The sequence below is a fragment of the Peribacillus sp. R9-11 genome, from assembly GCF_031345095.1.
GTDB lineage: Bacteria > Bacillota > Bacilli > Bacillales > DSM-1321 > Peribacillus > Peribacillus butanolivorans.
This window is the reverse complement of record NZ_CP133763.1, coordinates 2,587,827-2,605,874: the sequence shown is the minus strand read 5'-3', so window position 1 is coordinate 2,605,874 and position 18,048 is coordinate 2,587,827. Positions and strand designations below refer to the sequence as shown.

15 protein-coding genes are annotated in these 18,048 nt (G+C 36.5%); 3 read left to right on the top strand and 12 right to left on the bottom strand.

Translation table 11 applies throughout. From position 1 onward, the window contains the following. Window positions 1-118 precede the first annotated feature (118 nt). The gene (locus RE409_RS12685) at window positions 119-925 is read right to left on the bottom strand and encodes an alpha/beta fold hydrolase (protein WP_201224670.1); all 807 of its coding nucleotides are present in this window, start codon (window positions 923-925) and stop codon (window positions 119-121) included. Window positions 926-1,963: 1,038 nt separating this feature from the next. Between RE409_RS12685 and RE409_RS12680 the strand changes: the two genes are divergently transcribed. Beyond that, window positions 1,964-3,253 carry an MFS transporter gene (locus RE409_RS12680; RefSeq protein WP_201224672.1) on the top strand — a complete coding sequence of 430 codons (1,290 nt, stop codon included), beginning with the start codon at window positions 1,964-1,966 and terminating at the stop codon, window positions 3,251-3,253. A gap of 585 nt (window positions 3,254-3,838) precedes the next feature. Continuing rightward, a complete protein-coding gene (yppF, locus tag RE409_RS12675; RefSeq protein ID WP_201180724.1) occupies window positions 3,839-4,021 on the top strand; it encodes a YppF family protein in 183 nt (60 codons plus the stop codon). A gap of 228 nt (window positions 4,022-4,249) precedes the next feature. On the opposite strand, the gene RE409_RS12670 is transcribed toward yppF, so the two are convergent. From RE409_RS12670 to RE409_RS12635, 8 genes are all read right to left on the bottom strand, one after another. Continuing rightward, complete coding sequence (locus RE409_RS12670; protein ID WP_201180725.1) at window positions 4,250-5,575, bottom strand: GntT/GntP/DsdX family permease; 1,326 nt, start codon at window positions 5,573-5,575, stop codon at window positions 4,250-4,252. 56 nt (window positions 5,576-5,631) lie between these two features. Continuing rightward, window positions 5,632-6,354, bottom strand: coding sequence for a GntR family transcriptional regulator (locus tag RE409_RS12665; protein WP_201180726.1), 723 nt, complete (start codon window positions 6,352-6,354; stop codon window positions 5,632-5,634). Window positions 6,355-6,370: 16 nt separating this feature from the next. Further along, window positions 6,371-7,384 carry a sugar kinase gene (locus RE409_RS12660; protein ID WP_309559072.1) on the bottom strand — a complete coding sequence of 338 codons (1,014 nt, stop codon included), beginning with the start codon at window positions 7,382-7,384 and terminating at the stop codon, window positions 6,371-6,373. Next, window positions 7,377-8,132, bottom strand: coding sequence for a 2-dehydro-3-deoxy-phosphogluconate aldolase (locus tag RE409_RS12655; protein WP_309559071.1), 756 nt, complete (start codon window positions 8,130-8,132; stop codon window positions 7,377-7,379). Before RE409_RS12655 ends, RE409_RS12660 begins: the two co-directional genes overlap by 8 nt. Continuing rightward, entirely contained in the window at window positions 8,129-9,238 is a 1,110-nt protein-coding gene (locus RE409_RS12650) for a DgaE family pyridoxal phosphate-dependent ammonia lyase (RefSeq protein WP_201249518.1), read from the bottom strand. The genes RE409_RS12655 and RE409_RS12650 overlap by 4 nt, the downstream gene beginning before the upstream one ends. Further along, on the bottom strand, window positions 9,216-10,319 hold the full coding sequence (locus RE409_RS12645; protein ID WP_201224674.1) for an amidohydrolase/deacetylase family metallohydrolase: 1,104 nt from the start codon (window positions 10,317-10,319) through the stop codon (window positions 9,216-9,218). Before RE409_RS12645 ends, RE409_RS12650 begins: the two co-directional genes overlap by 23 nt. Before the next feature lie 705 nt (window positions 10,320-11,024). Next, window positions 11,025-12,623, bottom strand: coding sequence for a long-chain-fatty-acid--CoA ligase (locus RE409_RS12640; RefSeq protein WP_309559070.1), 1,599 nt, complete (start codon window positions 12,621-12,623; stop codon window positions 11,025-11,027). A gap of 589 nt (window positions 12,624-13,212) precedes the next feature. After that, the gene (locus tag RE409_RS12635) at window positions 13,213-13,659 is read right to left on the bottom strand and encodes a MarR family winged helix-turn-helix transcriptional regulator (RefSeq protein WP_201249520.1); all 447 of its coding nucleotides are present in this window, start codon (window positions 13,657-13,659) and stop codon (window positions 13,213-13,215) included. Between the two features lie 117 nt (window positions 13,660-13,776). Between RE409_RS12635 and RE409_RS12630 the strand changes: the two genes are divergently transcribed. Beyond that, window positions 13,777-14,973, top strand: coding sequence for an MFS transporter (locus RE409_RS12630; protein WP_342366366.1), 1,197 nt, complete (start codon window positions 13,777-13,779; stop codon window positions 14,971-14,973). Window positions 14,974-15,120: 147 nt separating this feature from the next. Here the strand turns inward: RE409_RS12630 and RE409_RS12625 are convergent, their stop codons facing one another. The 3 genes from RE409_RS12625 to RE409_RS12615 all read right to left on the bottom strand — a co-directional run bounded on the left by RE409_RS12625 (window position 15,121) and on the right by RE409_RS12615 (window position 17,586). Next, a complete protein-coding gene (locus tag RE409_RS12625) occupies window positions 15,121-15,789 on the bottom strand; it encodes a DNA alkylation repair protein (protein WP_201180734.1) in 669 nt (222 codons plus the stop codon). A gap of 264 nt (window positions 15,790-16,053) precedes the next feature. After that, a complete protein-coding gene (locus tag RE409_RS12620; RefSeq protein WP_309559069.1) occupies window positions 16,054-17,097 on the bottom strand; it encodes an oxidoreductase in 1,044 nt (347 codons plus the stop codon). Between the two features lie 66 nt (window positions 17,098-17,163). After that, complete coding sequence (locus RE409_RS12615; RefSeq protein WP_201224679.1) at window positions 17,164-17,586, bottom strand: DUF1801 domain-containing protein; 423 nt, start codon at window positions 17,584-17,586, stop codon at window positions 17,164-17,166. Window positions 17,587-18,048: the final 462 nt, after the last annotated feature.

Below are 18,048 nucleotides of genomic sequence, written 5' to 3'. Positions count from 1 at the left end.
TTATCACAGATCACCTGAAACTTAGAAAAGGACATGCAGTAAAATGTCCACCGTTCTCTGCAGTTTTCCTAGAAAATTTTCTTGTTTTATTTATTTCCTTTTTTGTTTTTGTAAGCATTTATTTCTGACCTACCGGTTGTTTCTGTAAAAACTCAGTGACATATTTATTGAACACTCCAGGATCTTCTTGATAGCATAAATGACCTGTATTCGGAACGATGGCAAACTCTGATTTCGGAATCAATTCATGAAAAATCTTTGATTCACTTACCGGTGTGACCTGATCCAGCTCTCCACACATAACAAGTGTCGGAATAGATATAGAAGAAAGTATCTCCATTTGGTTTAAATTTGATAAAGAGTAGGAAACAGACCGGTATCCAGGCGGTCGCACTTGCGACATAATTCGTTCTGCTTCTTTCACTACCTCAACTGGTGCATTTGGCGACACTAACGCTTTCACCCTTTTTTTCGCAAGTTCACTAGGCTTTAACGTATCGATAGAGTGTAATCTACTCTGAAGCTTTCTTTTATTTTCTTCCGGACTTACTCCGGCTGCTCCACGTGTCGCATCTGATATAATCAGCGCCTCTACCATTTCTGGAAAACGGTTCGTAAAATCGATTGCAATTGCCGATCCCATTGAATGCCCGAGTAGGTAAACTGAGTGCAGCCTCAGACTCTCCAGGAATTCTTTCAATACATCTGCAAACTGGGAAAATTCTTGAAATTCTTCTTTTGGATCGGAACTTTCACCATACCCAGGTGCGTCCCAAGCAATTACTCTAAATTCTTCCTTCATCTGACTGAGTTGATGTCCCCAAGATTGAGAATTATTTCCCAATCCATGTAGAATAACAAGCGCTTTTCCTTCACCAGATTCCCGATAATGAATCGAGTATTCTTCTAATTGACAAATTGGCATCCTTTTTAACCTCACAATCTTTTCACTTTCACTAATAAATAGATTTTAATGTATATTTTTAATTAAAACATATTTCCGTATATAAAACTAATTGGGGGGTCCAGTTTTATTGTCGTAAATGAGGGAAGAACTTCTTATTCCCAAAGTTACAGTTAACTACACAAACTTTACTAAAAATATAAATTTAATACACTGAAGGTAAAAGTAATAAATATTTCATATACAAAACATTATTAATATATAAATTATAGATTTTTCTTAATTTAAATTCAATATGAATAAATCAGAATCTTTCGATTTAAGTTTGAGTAACCTTTTTGGACGCAAAAAAGTCATATACACATTTCTAATTAGTCTCTGTTGTATCACCCAAAGAAATGGACAATACTAGTTTTTTTGTTTGGCAGTATTAATATCAGGGCAAGTAACTTCTTCCATTCAGGATGTTAATTCTTATGTACCTCGATAAATCCCTTAAAATCTTTCTCAGTGATTTCCCTTAAATTGTTATGGTCTTTTTAAGATTTCAACTTTCTTCCTTAACAGAAAGTTTCCCTCTGCATGTTGACTAAGAAAGCACTCTTCCCCTACATCAATAGATGTTTTCTTACCTATATTCTCACGGTCCAAGAATTGCAATCCTTTCAAGTACAAATTAGAAAGACTTATTGTGCCCATGGAAATAAACCGTTTACAAATCACGTGACTTTTTACTTTTTAAATAAAAAACATCTTTATAAAAATGTTAAAATCACAAAAGTTTATTTATTCAAAAAATATAAAATTATTAAAATATTAAATTGACAATCAATTCTATTTATTTTATCGTTAAGAAAGTAAAACTTTGTTTTCCTAGCAAAACATCACCAGTGCATATTTATCGGTCAGTATTGTGAAGAAAGGCGGGATACAGCTCATTAACGAGAAAATCAAAACTAGTACATATACAAAATTACTTTGATTAGGGCAACCGTAATTCACTTATACTCGATGGTAAGTGTTTTAAGCATGCTTAAAAATCGACAAGGAGATGGTATTATGTTAAATGGGCAAAAAAGATGGTTATATATTGCCGTTCCAATTTTTTTCTTTTGGTTTTTCGGACAAATTGATAAGGTTGGCATTTCCATCATTCAAACAGATCCAGAATTCTTGAATGCACTCGGTATGACAGGCGATGACAAAAATGCAAAGATCGGTCTTCTTTCTTTTGTATTCACCATTGCTTATGGAGTTTCAAATCTTTTTTGGGGCTTCATCATTGACAAATTAGGTGCCCGAAAAACAGCCATCGCCGGTTTATTCGTATGGACACTTACCATGATTGTGTCAGGCCTCGCTAATTCATATGAAATGTTTTTAGTAAGCCGCGTTATTCTTGGTTTTGGCGAAGGGATGATGATTCCTGTATCAGGTAAATTCATTTCTAGCTGGTTTAACAAACGCGAATTAGGACGTGCACAGGCATCATGGCTTACTGGAAACTATTTAGGACCGGCGATTGGAGCCATTGTATTGGTGCTTGTTATTTCCTCTCTCCACTGGCAAGCTGCTTTCTTTATGCTTGCGTCCTTCAACTTATTTATTAATATCCCGATGTTTATATTTATGACAAGAAATACACCAGAAGAGCACCCGCGAATTAGTAAAGAAGAACTGGCTTTCATCCGTCAATCCGATGATGAAGAAAAGGAAGGAAACTCCTCTGTGAATAAGAGTTTCACTCAGGATTATCGTTTCTGGATTGTCTGGTTTGGCATGCTTGTATGTTCTTTTCTTTTCTTTGGAATTAGTATTTGGCTCCCTACCTATCTTATCGAAGCTAAAGGATTCGAAAAAGAAGGGATGTCAAGCATTACTTCCCTCTCCTGGTTATTTGCTTTAGGATTTGTCCTAGCCTGCGGTTTTCTGGCCGACAAGACGAGGCGTCCAAGTTTGATGGCCTCGATTTTATTTTCAATGACTGCTGTCTTTTTGACAGTAGCAGTTTTCATCCCAAATCCAATTATAGCGGGGATTTGTATGGGACTGGCAATGGGATGCCAAGGCGGTGTGTTCCATCTAAGTAATATGCTCATGGTAAAATACTCAACACCCGAAACAGCAGGCCGGGCAGCTGGTCTGATAGGATTTACAAATATTATGGGTGGCTTTTCAAGCTATATCATGGGTTGGCTTCGTGACTTATCAGGCGGGGACTTCAGTACATCAATTGCGATGCTGATTTTTGCAGCTATTTTAGGTTTAGGTGCTTATATATTCTCAATCAAGAAGGAAGCAGCTGAACTTCATTTAACACCCTTGTCTGCACAAAAAATTCAATTATAAAAAGAGGTCGGAGGCTCCTAGTCTCCGACCTCTTTCATAGATTTTCTAAACCCTGATATATCAAGGATATTATTATCTTGAGCAGGAATATGTGCAATTGCCAATATCCCTATTCTGTTATTTCATGAAGCTGCCCTAGTACTTTGAGTTTTCATACTCTTGTACCTTGGCAGCTTTCATTGTTAGGTTGATAGTACGCTTTAGAAAAGCAAATCAAATTTTTGCACTTCTCTTCAAAGTACAATCCCAGAGTTTGAACCGACATTGCATCTAAACCGCTTGCCAGGCTGCAGTTGGATGATGTTAATATGGCCCAAGAAAAGGAAAAAAAACTCGTTAATATAAGCCGTTTGCTTTCTCTACTTCACCTCGAAAAAGAAAAAAGTAATCGAAATCATCATCTTTTAATAAAGACTGCTTACCCCTACTTAGAGTAACTCTATATCTTCTTAATCCATAATTTTATGGGGAATATTTTTGTATAAAAATGTCGATAGTTAAAATATTCAAAAAATGACAATTCCTTAATTACCCATGTTATATTGTTAATGAAAAAATACTAATCAAGAAATGTAAGGTGAGTGTGTGACAATTGAAGTTTTAATACTCCATTATATTCAGGAAAAACGTCAAAAGCCTAGCCATGCAAATGAATTATTAGATTATATTCAGCAAGAATATGTGAGCGGTAAGTTGTCAATTTTGCAATATAGAAGTCTCTGTCAGGATTTATACTTTCGAGGGGCAAAACAAACTAACTCTGTATGAACCTTTCCACTAAATCAATAATTGAACTAAAGGTTACTTCCACTTCTAATGCTAAGACTTCCAGTCGAGTAACGTTTTCAGTTATTTATAATGCCCTTAACTTATAACATGGATGAATCGAATTCGCAAAGTAGCAATACAAGATCCGAAACTTTCATCAAAAAACCTCCGTGATATGTCCTTGAACTAGACGTTTCACGGAGGTTAGAGGTTAAGTTTTAATAGGCTTTAAATAAATATATCTAATATTAAAACCAGACCAAATGCTACAAAAGAAAGTATGGTTTCCATAACTGTCCATGTTTTGAACGTTTCTTTTACGGTTAATCCAAGATATTCTTTTACTAACCAGAAACCTGCGTCATTAACATGAGAAAACATAAGTGATCCAGCCCCTGTGGCAATAACAAGTAATTCTAAGTTAACACCCGTCATATTGGCAACAACTGGAGAAACAATTCCGGCTGCAGTTGTCAAAGCGACTGTTGCAGATCCAGTGGCAATCCGAATTAATCCCGCCACCAAGAACGCTAAGACAATTGGTGATAATGATATTACTTCAGACATGGAAGCAATTGCAGTCCCTACTCCACTATCAATTAAAATTTGTTTGAATCCGCCACCCGCACCGATAATAAGTATTATGGAGGCTAATGGCAATAAACATTCTTCTGTTAGTTTTTTAATTAACGATTTGTCCATCCCTTGTCGGTATCCTAAGAAATAGTAAGCTGCAAAACAAGAAATTAGTAAGGCTATGACCGGGCTCCCGATAAACAATAAGAATTTTTCAAAGTAACCCGGTAGTGGTAAATAAGGTGCCACTACTGTTAATACCATTAATAATACAGGTAAAAGGATGATAAAGAACGAAACTCCAGTCCCAGGTAAACCACTTGACTTTGTTTCTACTCGGATTAATTCCGGTTCTCCCACAGGAATAACCCGTTTATGAATCCATTTTGCGAATAAAGGACCAGCAATTATAGCTGTTGGGAATGCGATGATTAATGAGTAAAGTAATACGTGTCCCATGTTTGCATTATAAATGCCTATAGCCGTCATGGCTCCCGGATGCGGGGGTACCAAACCATGGACAATCGATAAACCAGCTAATACTGGAATACCAATTAATAAGATGTTCACTTTGGTTGATTTACGAATGGAAATGACTAAAGGTAGCAATATTACTAAACCAACTTCAAAAAATACCGGAATACCGATAATGAACCCAGAGAGAAGCATAGCCCATGGGAGATTCTTCACACCGAATTTATTAATGAAGAAGTCTGCTACCTGCATACCAGCTCCTGAGTCCGACATCATCTTTCCTAAGATGGTACCCAATGCCAAGATACCAATAAGATGACCGAGGACAGCACCGACACCCGTTTCGTAAGCACCTACAATCTTGTCCATAGGCAACCCTGAAAAAACTGCTAAAAATAAACTGGCTACAGTTAAGCTTATGAATGCATGCCATTTCCACCATGATACTCCCAAAATAACAATTACGATTGCTATCAGCGTGATTCCTAATAAATATAGATCCATATATTCTCCCCATCCCTAAGAAATCGCTTACAATCAAACCAATACAATAAACAGAATTATTGTATCGGCTCGTTATAGGTCACAATATAGTTCTGTTTAGCCGTATTGTAATACCCTTCACTATATTCCATTACATTACCTTCTCCATCGCTAGAAATCCGGATCCTCTTTAGTACTGCTCTGTCTTTTTCCATTTTCAGTGTTTCACAAATGTGATTAGGAGGAATAGCAACGGCAAACTCGTCTCTAAATGTTTCAAGTTTAATGTTTTGATCTTCCAAAAAACCATACAATGAATTTATCTGAATTTCTTTTAAATCTTCTTCGTTTATGTCCAATAAAATATAATGTGTAAAGTAAATATATGGTTCATTGTCCAATAAGTATATTCGCTCAATCTGAATGCAATTTTCTCCAAATAAAGGATAGAGGTCTGACTCTGAAGATAATTCAATCTTTCTTACGCTTAGCACTTTTTTTATAATGTAGTGACCTTCCTCAACTAATAACTCTGTGAAGCGTTTTCCTTTGGAAAGCCTCACAATCGAAGCATTCGCGATTACCTTTGTTCCTTTACCGCTTTTCTTTTCAACATAGCCTTCTTGAACAAGTTCTTTAATTGCGTTGCGTATAGTAATTTTACTCACATTAAATTCTTCTTCTAATTGAGGCTCGGAGGGAATGTTTGTGTTGATAGCATAAACACCATGTAAAATACGATCCTTCAATATTTCTTTTATTTGTAAATACAATGGTCCTTTTTTTCTATTCACATTCATTCCTTATCTCCTACCCTTATCTCTTTATATCTTCCATTTCCCCTGCCATAGCTGACAGTATCTCATTTTCCGTTGACATTGGGGTATCCCCGACAATCGTGCATGCCAACATTCCTGCTGCTGCTGCAAACCGGACAGTTTTCTCAGGTGAAAAGCCTGCCAATTGGCCATGTAAGATCCCGCTGGTATAAGCATCACCTGCACCAATTCTATCATATACAGAAAAAGAGTTGTTTTCAGAAAAGTAAAACGTTTGATCTTTATACATGTACCCGCGTAAAGAATGGGTATTGTCACTATTAATCGAACGATGAGTGCCAGCTATCGAGTGAATATTGAAGGTTTTAGCAACTTTAGGAATTAGCTCTCTAAGCTGTTCTTCTCTTAAGGTACTCACTGCCTCCATCCCTAAAACATAAATGGCATCTTTTTCATTCATCATGACAATATCAGACAACGCAAGCATTTCTTCATAATGAGATTTTGCTTTATTGTAACCACCCTCCCATAAGGAGGGGCGGTAATTACAATCGAAACAAACTATTCCGCCTTTTTCTTTTACTTTTTTAGCAAGCACTTTCATACTTTCACGCACATTATCCGCCATTGCAAGGGTAATCCCACAAAAGTGGATGATATCTGTATTTTCTGCAATCACTTCAATATCATAATCAGACAATGACGCTGTATTAAAGCTGCTTTCCAGACGATTGGAGTAAGTGACACGGCTCGTTCGTTGTCCAAAGCCATTTTCCAAAAAGTACATTCCCAAGTATTTGCCGCCTCTAGTAATGAAATTCCGGCTAATTCCTAAGCGTTGCAAGGAAGAAATCGCTGCATCTCCTAGAGGATTATCAGGTAGTTTTGTAACAACGTATCCATCATGCCCAAGCTTTGTCATCGCAGAAGCAACGTTAACTCCTGTGCCTGAAAAAGAGTATTGTAAGGTGTTAGCCTGTGTCAGTAATTCATATCCTGGCACCTGCAAACGCATCATTACTTCTCCGAAAGCTACAATCTGTTTACGCATGTCTATCAACCAATTTTTTTGTTATGGCTAATAATTTCCGTACATCCTCCTCATTTGTTTTTCCAGTCTCTTTATTAATAATAGAAGAATAGATATGAGGAATAACTTTAGGCACTTTTGCTTCTAATGCGATTTCTAATATAGTCTCAAAATTATTTAAATCAATACCACCAGTTGGTTCTAAAGCAAACCCTTCTTCACCACAAGCTTTTGCAACCGCACGATACTCTTCTTCATGCTTTAGCCCTTTCATCGGGAAGTATTTCAATGCATTTCCTCCCATATCACGGACTAAGGCAATCGCAGCTTTGATAGGTACAATCGCAAGATCACTAGCTTCAGCACTTACAGGGCCGGTAGAGATATTAACGTAGCCTACTTTACCTGTTGGGGAAACCAGGGAATTTATCCAACTATCTTTCTCTCCTAAATTGGCCCTTGTCGCAGCTACGGCAGGGAAGACTTGATTAATATGACTACCAGGGTAGTATTTAGCAATTTCAGCAACGACGGCTGCCTGCTTATTATCTCCAGCACCTAATCCAATCGAAACAGCTTCATCAATAGCACCCCCGTATTCCTTCATCGCTGTAACACTAGCCTCTACAGTAGGATAATCTTTCGAAAGTACCCCAACTAATACATGCCCTTCGGCAGCTTCAAAAACTTCTACTGCATTTTCTACACTATTAGCGAGAACATTTAAAGCTACACGATTATTTAGAAAACGTTTGTTTAAGTTAGTCATTCTTTGTTTCCTCCTAAGATGGCTTTTAATTGAGCTTCAATGACGAATATATCATCACCTTGCAATGGTCGTGGATCAATATCGAAAAAGCCCTGGCGAACTCCGTAATCACGGGTATAAATAGCAATAACTCCATTTCTCAGCTTATCATTAACTTCCTTCGCAGTTGTATCCGTAATCACAGGATTAATATGAATGCGTGCTCTATAGATTGCTCGTCCAGCTTCATCCTGTACAATCACTACTTTTACACCGTCAATTGATTCAAGTGATGTGAGAACTTGTAAACTAGCTTTTTCTTTTTCACTATTGTCTGTTTTGATAAAATACTCATCCAATGCCTGAAGCAATCCAAATGTTGTTTCCTTACCGACCTTCATACTCCGTCCAATACAGTGTAATTGAACCTTTAACCATTCGATATATTTTTTCTTCCCAGCAACGATACCTGATGTCGGACCCTCAATCGCTTTAGATCCGCTATAAATGGCTAAATCCGAAACCTTTACATATTTTCCTAAATCCTCTTCCGCCGCAGCATCAACGATTAGTGGTACGTTATTCGCTTTGGCCACTTCCCAGGCTTCTTCAACTGAAATCATATTTTTTTGAACAGCATGATGTGATTTTACGAATAAAATGGCCGCTGTATTTTCATTAATGGCATCCGCAATATGCTCTGCCTTCCCTTCATTTGCATACCCTACTTCAACCAATTTTCCTCCACCCAGGTAAATCATGGTTTCTACCGGCGCCCCATATTGAACGTTATGGCCTTTCAGCATTATGACTTCATTCTTTTGAATAGGTTCTTGATGAAGTCTTTCGCTTTTCCTTCTGTTTCCTTCTGTTACAATAGCGGCTACTGAAAGGGCAATTCCGCTTGATGCTGAGTTTACGACAACCGCTGCTTCAGATTGAAGCAATTGCGCAATATGTTGTCCTGCCTTATCAACCAAATCTGAGATTTCAACGTAATTTTGACCGCCAGTTTTCATGGCATCCATTACGGTATCTGTAGGGGCAGAAACACCTAATATGCTCATTCTTCCGCTTGCATTAATAACTCTTTTCAAACCATATTTAGCATTCAATGAATTCTCCATTTATAACCACTCCTTTTACATCAACTCTTTGTTCTGCTACTCGCTTTTCGCCCTCGGAATCCAGTAAAGGGGTCGATTCATTCTCAATTGAGAATAATGTGAGGTTCGCGATATCTCCCACAGAAATCCTTCCCAGCTCTGGTTTCTTTAACCACTCTGATGCATTAATAGTAACCGCATCAATTACCTCTTTTAGCGGATATCCCAAATACAAAAATTTAGAAAGAACATTTGCCATACTAAAAACAGGGCCATTCAATCGATTTCTCCGGTATATATCCGTACTAATTGTATTGAAGTGGATACCACACTTTTTCGCAGTTTCTGCTGTTGGGAAAGAAAAACTTGCAGTTCCGTGACCAACATCTAAATGAACACCCCGTTCAATAGCCTGACTGAACTCAGGTAGAGGCTTTCCTTTATCATCAAATAAATTATTAGCTTTCCCATTTAAGTAATGTGTAATAATGTCTTTTTCCTCAAGTAATTCAAGGACCTCTTTTATATCAGGTGGTCCTGAACCGATATGGACCATAAGAGGTAAATCAGTATCTTCAGAAAATTTTCTAGCAATTTTTAATGGTTCAACACCATTTGTACCAACCACACTTTTACTAATTCTTGCTTTAAGACCTATGATAAAGTCTCTATTTTCGGCAATGGCCTTTTTTAATTTTTCTTCGTTTAGCCAAGATATATCTGATAACTCATCGATTCGCTTCAATCCGATTCGTGAAATATTTAGGAAGGCGAATACATTCGTTTTGGAATTTTTACAACTACTAACCAAGTCTGGTAAGCGGTCTGCTCCAGTACTGCCAGCATCTATAATCGTTGTTACACCTGTTTTATAACCAATCTCGTCAACATCGTCTCCATACGGATCGAATTCGGGAAAGGCATGTACATGCATATCAATCCAGCCGCTGGAAACAAATACTTTGTGTTTGTAGTCCATTACTTTTTCGCCGATTCCAGTTCCGGGCGGAACAATTTCTACAATTTTTCTATTTTCCAATATGATATCTGCAGCATTTCCCTCTACCATTTTTACATTTTGTAGTACGAACCTACCTGTCATTTCACTCATCCTTTTCGGTACGCCCTAAAGATTGTTAAATAGCGATTTTGTATACGTTTACAACTCTTATAAGTAGTTATTTATTTCACTTAACAAAAATAGATTATCACATTTTTCTGGATTAATCAATATAACGTTATAATGTTTAGTTTTATATTTTTTCGGAGGCATTTTCAAGTTCTAATTATGCGTAAGTTGCTGCCTGATAATACTTGAAAAAAATTTTTTCTCTTAAACATAGGTCCCTAGCTATAAGTGGACATTATTAATAATAATTAGGTATAAAGAATAACGAAGGTTTGACAGGGCTTTTTAATGCAGAAGGAAGTTAAATCCCATAAACAGTGAAAACCACATATTTGTTTAAACTGATGGAGCTAAATACAAATTTGTGGTTTAAGCCATTGTTGGACTCCTTAACTTAACCCATTTACTTTGCTGACGTTTTTTCAATTCCTGCCTTATGAAAAACTGAATTTCCCCAACGCAAGAAAAAAATTTCAATGTACCAATTCTATTTATTTCATGGAATGTGAATGAAGTTTCTAAAATGTTAGATTAGGGTGTCTTAACAGGTCTTAAAAGCACTAAAAAAGGATCTTCAATTAGAAGATCCTTTTAGAACCGCTATATTACATACAATAATCTTAGTATTTAGAAACAGTTGATAATAACCGTTTATCTGAAAAACAAGTGAGAAAGCCTTTAATTTACCTTCTTCGATCCTTTCCAATGTATTTCTCTCAAACGATATTTTTGCAGTTTTCCAGTTGCTGTTTTTGGTAAAGATTCCACAAATTCTACTAATCTAGGTGCTTTAAAGTGAGCCATTTGAGACCGGCAGTAATTAATAACTTCTTCTTCAGTCACATTCGCATTGGAATGCAGCACAATGATTGCCTTAGGAGTTTCTCCCCATTTCTCATCTGGAACGGCAATAACAGCCACTTCTAATACATCTGGATGTTTATACAACACCCCTTCAACCTCTGTAGAAGAAATATTTTCTCCTCCGGAAATGATTAAATCCTTAGCCCTGTCCTGTATTTCAATATATCCATCAGGATAGGTTACTGCCAAATCCCCAGTATAAAACCATCCACCTCTAATTGCTTCGGCAGTCTTTTCCGGATCCTTATAATATCCATCCATCACAACATTGCCGCGGGTAATGATTTCTCCTAATTCCTTCCCATCCCAAGCGACTTCTTCTCCATCTTGATTAACAACTTTTGTTTCCCCGTTAAAAACCAATTCTATTCCTTGTCTTGCCTTAATTGTTGCTTGTTCGTCAAGCGATTTAGATTCAAATTCATCCTTCCACTCGTTATAAAGAATGAAAGGTGAAGTTTCTGTTAATCCATACACATGGATCATATTTAAACCAAGAATATCTTGTGCTTTATGAATAAGAGCCGCAGCTGGAGGAGCACCAGCTGTCGCCATACGTGGACGCATCTTGATATTAGTTTCTTTTGCTTTCGGATCATTCACAAGCATATTGACGACAGTAGGTGCTCCACATAACAATGTAATATTTTGATTTTCAAATAAGTCCAGAATAAGAGGAGGATCAACTTTTCTTAAACATACATGAGTACCACCAGCAGCCGTAACCGCCCAAACACCCCCCCACCCATTTGCGTGAAACATTGGTAAGGTATGAAGATACACATCATCATGTTTTACTCCAAGATGATACATGAAATTTGCAGCGTTAATGTAATTTCCACGATGAGTTAACATAACCCCTTTTGGTTTTGAAGTCGTTCCACTCGTATAATTTAAAGTCAGAAGCTGATTTTCATCGATTACAACCTCTGGCTGTGCTTCAAAATCAAAATCTTTAGCTTGTTGAATAAAGTTCTCATAATCTATACCATTTAAAGATGTTTTATGCCCTGTAACAGATACCATAATGATTTTATCCAAGGCAAGTTTATGAACGATCTTCTCAATCGGAGCAATAAATTCTTCATCGACGACTAACATTTTTGAATCACTGTGACTGATAATATACTCCAGGTCCTCAGCTGAGAGACGGTAATTCAAAGGCACCATTACCGCACCCATTTGACAAATACCATAGAAGCATTCCAACATATAATGAGTGTTTGGCAACATCACTGCAACATGGTCACCTTCTTCTATACCCGCTTTATTTAAAGCCATAGAAAGTTGATCTACTCGCTGCCCAAATTCCTTATATGTAAACTCCTTCTCATCATCAATGACAGCCACTTTATTCGGATAATATTTCACCGCCCTACGCTTCCAGTCCATTGGGGTTAATGGGGAAAACATCATAAACAACTCCTTTTTTTAACATTTATTTGCCTGAATATTTGTAAAATTCAGTATACTTACCTCTACTAGTTTCGTCAATGTTCTAATTAAGAAATGTCACCCGACAAAACAAAAAAATTATTTCCATAAATAGTTAGCCACTCACTTCAAATCAGTAAGCATTTAAAGAGAATCTTATACTAGTCTTTTCTATTTGAAAGCTTACTAACAAAACGATTTATAAGGGATTATTTTCTCTATTGCTACAATAGGCTTAATAGTAAAAAAATTCTTAGAGGTAACAGATTATGAGTCTGCAAGGAGAAGTTTCAGTTGTTACTAGAAGCAGATGAGAGGTGAAGAAAGTCTAGAGGGTTTTTGTTTTAATTGTTTTTCTACTCGGTGTAAACAATGGATTGATCGCCGATTATCCGCTGACATCTCATAGAATAGTTAAAGCAGTGAGATTATTGCGAAATTCACTGCTTTTATAGTGGTTTTTCTTGTACAAAGCTTAAGATGATGATGACATCAAGTTGACTAAGCTTGCATAATATTGTTCAGTTGAGGCTACTAAAAAACCATTCAACTTTCCTCTGACTTTTTTCTATAGGTTGTTCTCTATACGTGACGATACATGTTCGGTTAGTTTTCCCACGATTTGTTTAAGTCGTTGGGTTTCTTCTTCATTTAATACACTATAAAAATCTTGAAAAATATTTGCGAAGCACTTATTGATAGAATGATAGGTTTCTCTACCATTTACGGTGGATTTAATATAAACGACACGTCGATCATCCTCACTGTGAACTCTTTCAATTAGATTCTTCCGTTCAAGCCGGTCAATTAACGCTGTCCCTGCTGCAGGCTTAATTTTCAAATGATTTGAAACATTTTTAACAGCTATGGATTCCTTTAAGACAATTAATTGTAATGCGTGATATTGCACGGAAGTTAAATCGTATTTAACTAATAACGGCTCAATTAATTCCTGTGAGAGACTACTAAGCTCTTTAATCGCATTATGTAAATTATATAATTCACTCGAATACATATTAGACAATCCTTTCTTATTGACAACTATCTATCTAAAACTATAACATAATTAACGTGTCAAAAAATTAACCATACGAATTAAATTGGTTATTGATATTTAAAAGAGAAAGAGAGGCTGTTTATGTCAGCAGAACAACGTAAAAAGATAATTATCCTTATGATCAATATGTTTATTGCAATAGGAAGCTTCGGTATTATTATTCCAATCTTACCTGCATACCTGGCTTCCATTAATCAAGGTGGAACTGCTGCTGGGCTAATGATTGCCATTTTCGCAGGTGCACAACTTATCTTTTCGCCAATTGCCGGAAAATGGACTGATCAATTTGGTCGTAGAAAAATGATTATATATGGATTAATTGGTTTGACTATTTCCATGTTTATTTTTTATGCTGTTAATTCCATTTGGCTACTGTATGCTTCTCGGGTTGTCGGTGGGGTCGGGGCTGCTTTGCTTGTACCAGCAATATTTGCTTATGTTGCTGATATCACCACTTTCGATCAACGGGCTAAAGGCAATAGTTTAGTGTCTGCTGCCATGTCCCTAGGGATCGTTGTTGGCCCAGGAATTGGTGGATTTTTAGCTGACTTTGGCTTAAAATTTCCATTTTTGATTTCTGCGCTAGTATCACTCGTCGCAGTAATATTTTCTATTTTTGTTTTAAAGGAAAGCGAAACGAAACAAGCTTCACAAGGTATGGACATGGCAAATAACGAATCGATGGTTCGCAAAATTGCCTTGTCTGTAAAAATGCCCTATTTCATTCCTCTTATCATTACACTTGTGATGAGCTTTGGATTAATGGCATATGAATCTGTTATCGGCCTTTATCTTGACAATCAATTTAATTCAACACCTAAGGACATCGCAACAATGGTTACAGCTACTGGTATCGTCAGCGTAATCGTTCAACTCTTTGTTGTCGACCGGATTGTTCGTCGTTTTGGGGAGGTAAGTGTGCTAATTATCTTTATTAGCGTCGCAGCCATAGGATTCCTTCTTTCACTTTTTGCTTCAAGTTACCTAATTTTCTTTGGAATCTCTCTCATCATCTTCCTTTCTACCTCCATCCTTCGACCAGTCTTAAACACACTGATTTCTAAGATGGCGGGGAATGAGCAGGGATTTGCGATGGGTATGAATAATGCATATATGAGCATTGGAAATGTGCTTGGACCCACTCTTGCCGGAATGATGTATGATGTTCAAATTACCTATCCTTTCATTTTAGGACTCTTACTCTTGATCCTAACTTTAATGATTACAATGGCTTGGCAAAAGAAATCCCTTCATGCGAAGGCATTATCGTAGAGCTACGATAAAAGATAATGTATATATTTTTAACAATACCCCGAATAGTAGCAACTATTCGGGGTATTGTTAAATTTATGTATTATTGAAAATAAGGGAAGCTCCTCACCTTTGAAGTCTCTCTTTATTATTCAAAAATATTTCATTTTAAGTTAGATGTTTTAGCGCTTCTCTCTTGCTAAGAGGTTTTAATTGATGATTTAAAACAAATGATTTCACGCTCTCGGGGTTAGTTTTTGCATATTCACGTAACACCCAACCAATTGCCTTTTGAACAAAGAATTCATCGCTATTTGCTCGTCTTATTATGTAACGGAATAGACGTTCTTCATCCGTTCCGCCTTTGTATTGTAGTTGATATAATATCGCTGATCTTTGCAACCAAATATTCTCATCTTCAATCCACAAATCGGAGTATTGAGGAATAAGTTTAGGATAAGTTGAAAACATATAGCCCATGATATGAGGAGAAAGTACATCTACTGTATCCCACCATGACTTACTTACAATCAAATTGACTAACCAAGGCATATCCTCAGGGCAGAGGTTCTTTTTTTCCTTTTCAAGAATATCAAGGGCTGCTTTTTGGTATTCCCTTTCTGGGAGGTCCCAAAGCATAAGAATGATATCTTTACGATTACTTTCCGTTGGCAATCCGTGTTCCTTCAGAAACTGTTTAGTTAATGTTCGACGAATAGGGGATCGAATCCCCAAAAATTCAAATTGGTTCCTCAAATATTTTTTAGACCATTCTGCATATTCCACATCAGTGTGTTTTGAATATACATTAACCAGTTCTTGAATATAAGAATTCATAAATACCTCCATAATTTAATACACTTTGAAAAATGTTCCCCAAAATTGATTTCCCTTCATGTAACTTTATCTTGATATGTAAGGACCACTAGGAAATTAAAACCCTTGGAACTAACACTAACCTAAAGTTCCTGCTTTATCGACAGCAGTAAAAAGCAACCTGTTTATTCCTTTTGGAAAAACAAGGCTGCCTATTATTTTCATCTTCTGATTTCATTTTGATGCAAAAAGAGAAAAAAGAATTCAATGGGACAACAAAGTATTTCAATTAACATATATAGCTTTTTTCCCTTGACTGCTTTCCAACGCTGCATCAATGATCTTAATGACGGATAGCCCCTCTTCCGATGTGACAGGAGCCTTTTTCCCCTCAAATATACTTTCTGCAATTTCTTTATAATATGTTAAATAAGATCCATGTAAAGTTTGTATTGTTTCATGTTTCTCTTTTTCTCCATCAATCGTAACCAACTGACCATAGAATTGAGGATTATCTGCACCCCAAGAGTTATCTATAGGCTTTTTCCCCTCACTTAGCGCAGCCTCTTGTCCATCAAGCCCATATTTAATAAAAGTTCCTTTACTTCCATGTACCTGAAACCGCGGTCCATTAATCGGAACGATTGACCCTGAATGCAATATCACTCGCAGCTTTTCGTACCCTAAAATAACATGAAAATAATCATCCGTTTCTGCATTCTCTCTTTGCGCAAAAACATCTGCCCATACGAATTGTGGCCAACCAAATAAATGTAAGGCTTGATCAATTAGATGTGAGCCCAAATCATATAGCATGCCAGCTCCTGGACCCTGCTTTTCTCTCCACCTATCTCTAACCACTGGTCTGAAGCGATCATAATGGACCTGATATGTATTGATTTCTCCAAGTACACCATCATTCATAAGTTTTTTAATTGTCAAAAAATCATTATCCCATCTTCTGTTATGATAGATACTTAAAAGAAGCTCCTTTTCCTCAGCAATCTGTATGAGCTCCTCTGCCTCCCATGTTTCTACTACCATCGGCTTTTCCAAGATAACATGTTTTCCAGCAAGTAAACTTTGTTTAGCCATTTCATAATGCAAACCGCTTGGTGTCGTAATAACTACTAAATCAATCGCTACATCTTCTAAAACTTCTTCTAAGCTACTTACTACTGCCACGTGCTTCAAATCCTGCTGCACTTTTTCCTTTTTAGAGCTTACTACTTTCGCTATTTCAAACTGCTCTAAAACACTTAGCAAAGGCGCGTGAAATGTAGCACCTGAAAGGCCGTATCCAACTATACCCACTTTAATTTTTCTCATTTTGCTTCCTCTCACTTTCTTGATCTTCTGAAACAATTAAAGGATAATCATCCACATACGTTCACTCTACTTATTCGGATAGGTTTCTCTCAAAAATTTTACAGATTGGTTAATTAACTCTTTTAAAACATTAAGATCAATATCTGCTACTTTATTTATGTAAACACAACTTTTTCCGGAAGTATGTTTTCCAAAGCCCTTTAATAATTCCTCTCGTTTTGTGTCACCCGTAGCAAAATATAAACTGATTTTTGCTTTTCGAGGTGAAAAACCTACAAGAGGAGCATCACCTTCATGACCAGATTCATATTTATAATGATATGTACCGAATCCAATTATACTCGGTCCCCACATCTTTGCTATAAAACCTGTCGTTTCAGTAAAAATATCTAATAATTGATATGCATCCTCACGCTTTTTGGGGCTGTCGACATTTTCAATAAACTCGATAACACTGCTGTCAGTTTCTTTGGTTTTTGGTTGGTACATTAGAATCTCTCCTATACTAAGGGATTTAATATATATTTTTCAAAGATAACATATGCTTAAAACTCAGATCATTTGATAAGCACAATTGCATTTGTTTTAGCAGGTATATTTATGGTTTCACCAGGCTTACGGGTGCGGTATAACGACGTGGAGGTTATATCTGGTGAAGTTATTGGCAATTGAAGCCATCTTTAGCCGAAAATTACGCAAGAGTATGAATAAAGAATTCTTTCAAATGATTTTATGTGAGATTATATTATTAAATCTCTTAATTTATTCTCCGAACGTCATCCAATACCCTCCAAACAAATATCCTTAATATATTATAGAACATTGATTTGTTTTATTCTAATTTCTACCCAGTGTTCATTAAAAAAGCCAAAATAAATGTTTTTTGATCAAAGTGTACTCAGGCTTGATAATTCGTTACTAAAACGCTTTCTATAATAATCTAAAACGATC

Bases quoted from the DNA above. Each gene is read 5' to 3' on its own strand.
- RE409_RS12640 (WP_309559070.1), bottom strand. From the start codon at position 12,623: ATGTTTTCCCCATTAACCCCAATGGACTGGAAGCGTAGGGCGGTGAAA.
- RE409_RS12635 (WP_201249520.1), bottom strand. From the start codon at position 13,659: ATGTATTCGAGTGAATTATATAATTTACATAATGCGATTAAAGAGCTT.
- RE409_RS12660 (WP_309559072.1), bottom strand. From the start codon at position 7,384: ATGCGTAAACAGATTGTAGCTTTCGGAGAAGTAATGATGCGTTTGCAG.
- RE409_RS12620 (WP_309559069.1), bottom strand. From the start codon at position 17,097: ATGAGAAAAATTAAAGTGGGTATAGTTGGATACGGCCTTTCAGGTGCT.
- RE409_RS12625 (WP_201180734.1), bottom strand. From the start codon at position 15,789: ATGAATTCTTATATTCAAGAACTGGTTAATGTATATTCAAAACACACT.
- RE409_RS12685 (WP_201224670.1), bottom strand. From the start codon at position 925: ATGCCAATTTGTCAATTAGAAGAATACTCGATTCATTATCGGGAATCT.
- RE409_RS12655 (WP_309559071.1), bottom strand. From the start codon at position 8,132: ATGACTAACTTAAACAAACGTTTTCTAAATAATCGTGTAGCTTTAAAT.
- RE409_RS12680 (WP_201224672.1), top strand. From the start codon at position 1,964: ATGTTAAATGGGCAAAAAAGATGGTTATATATTGCCGTTCCAATTTTT.
- RE409_RS12650 (WP_201249518.1), bottom strand. From the start codon at position 9,238: ATGGAGAATTCATTGAATGCTAAATATGGTTTGAAAAGAGTTATTAAT.
- RE409_RS12665 (WP_201180726.1), bottom strand. From the start codon at position 6,354: ATGAATGTGAATAGAAAAAAAGGACCATTGTATTTACAAATAAAAGAA.
- RE409_RS12645 (WP_201224674.1), bottom strand. From the start codon at position 10,319: ATGACAGGTAGGTTCGTACTACAAAATGTAAAAATGGTAGAGGGAAAT.
- RE409_RS12670 (WP_201180725.1), bottom strand. From the start codon at position 5,575: ATGGATCTATATTTATTAGGAATCACGCTGATAGCAATCGTAATTGTT.
- RE409_RS12615 (WP_201224679.1), bottom strand. From the start codon at position 17,586: ATGTACCAACCAAAAACCAAAGAAACTGACAGCAGTGTTATCGAGTTT.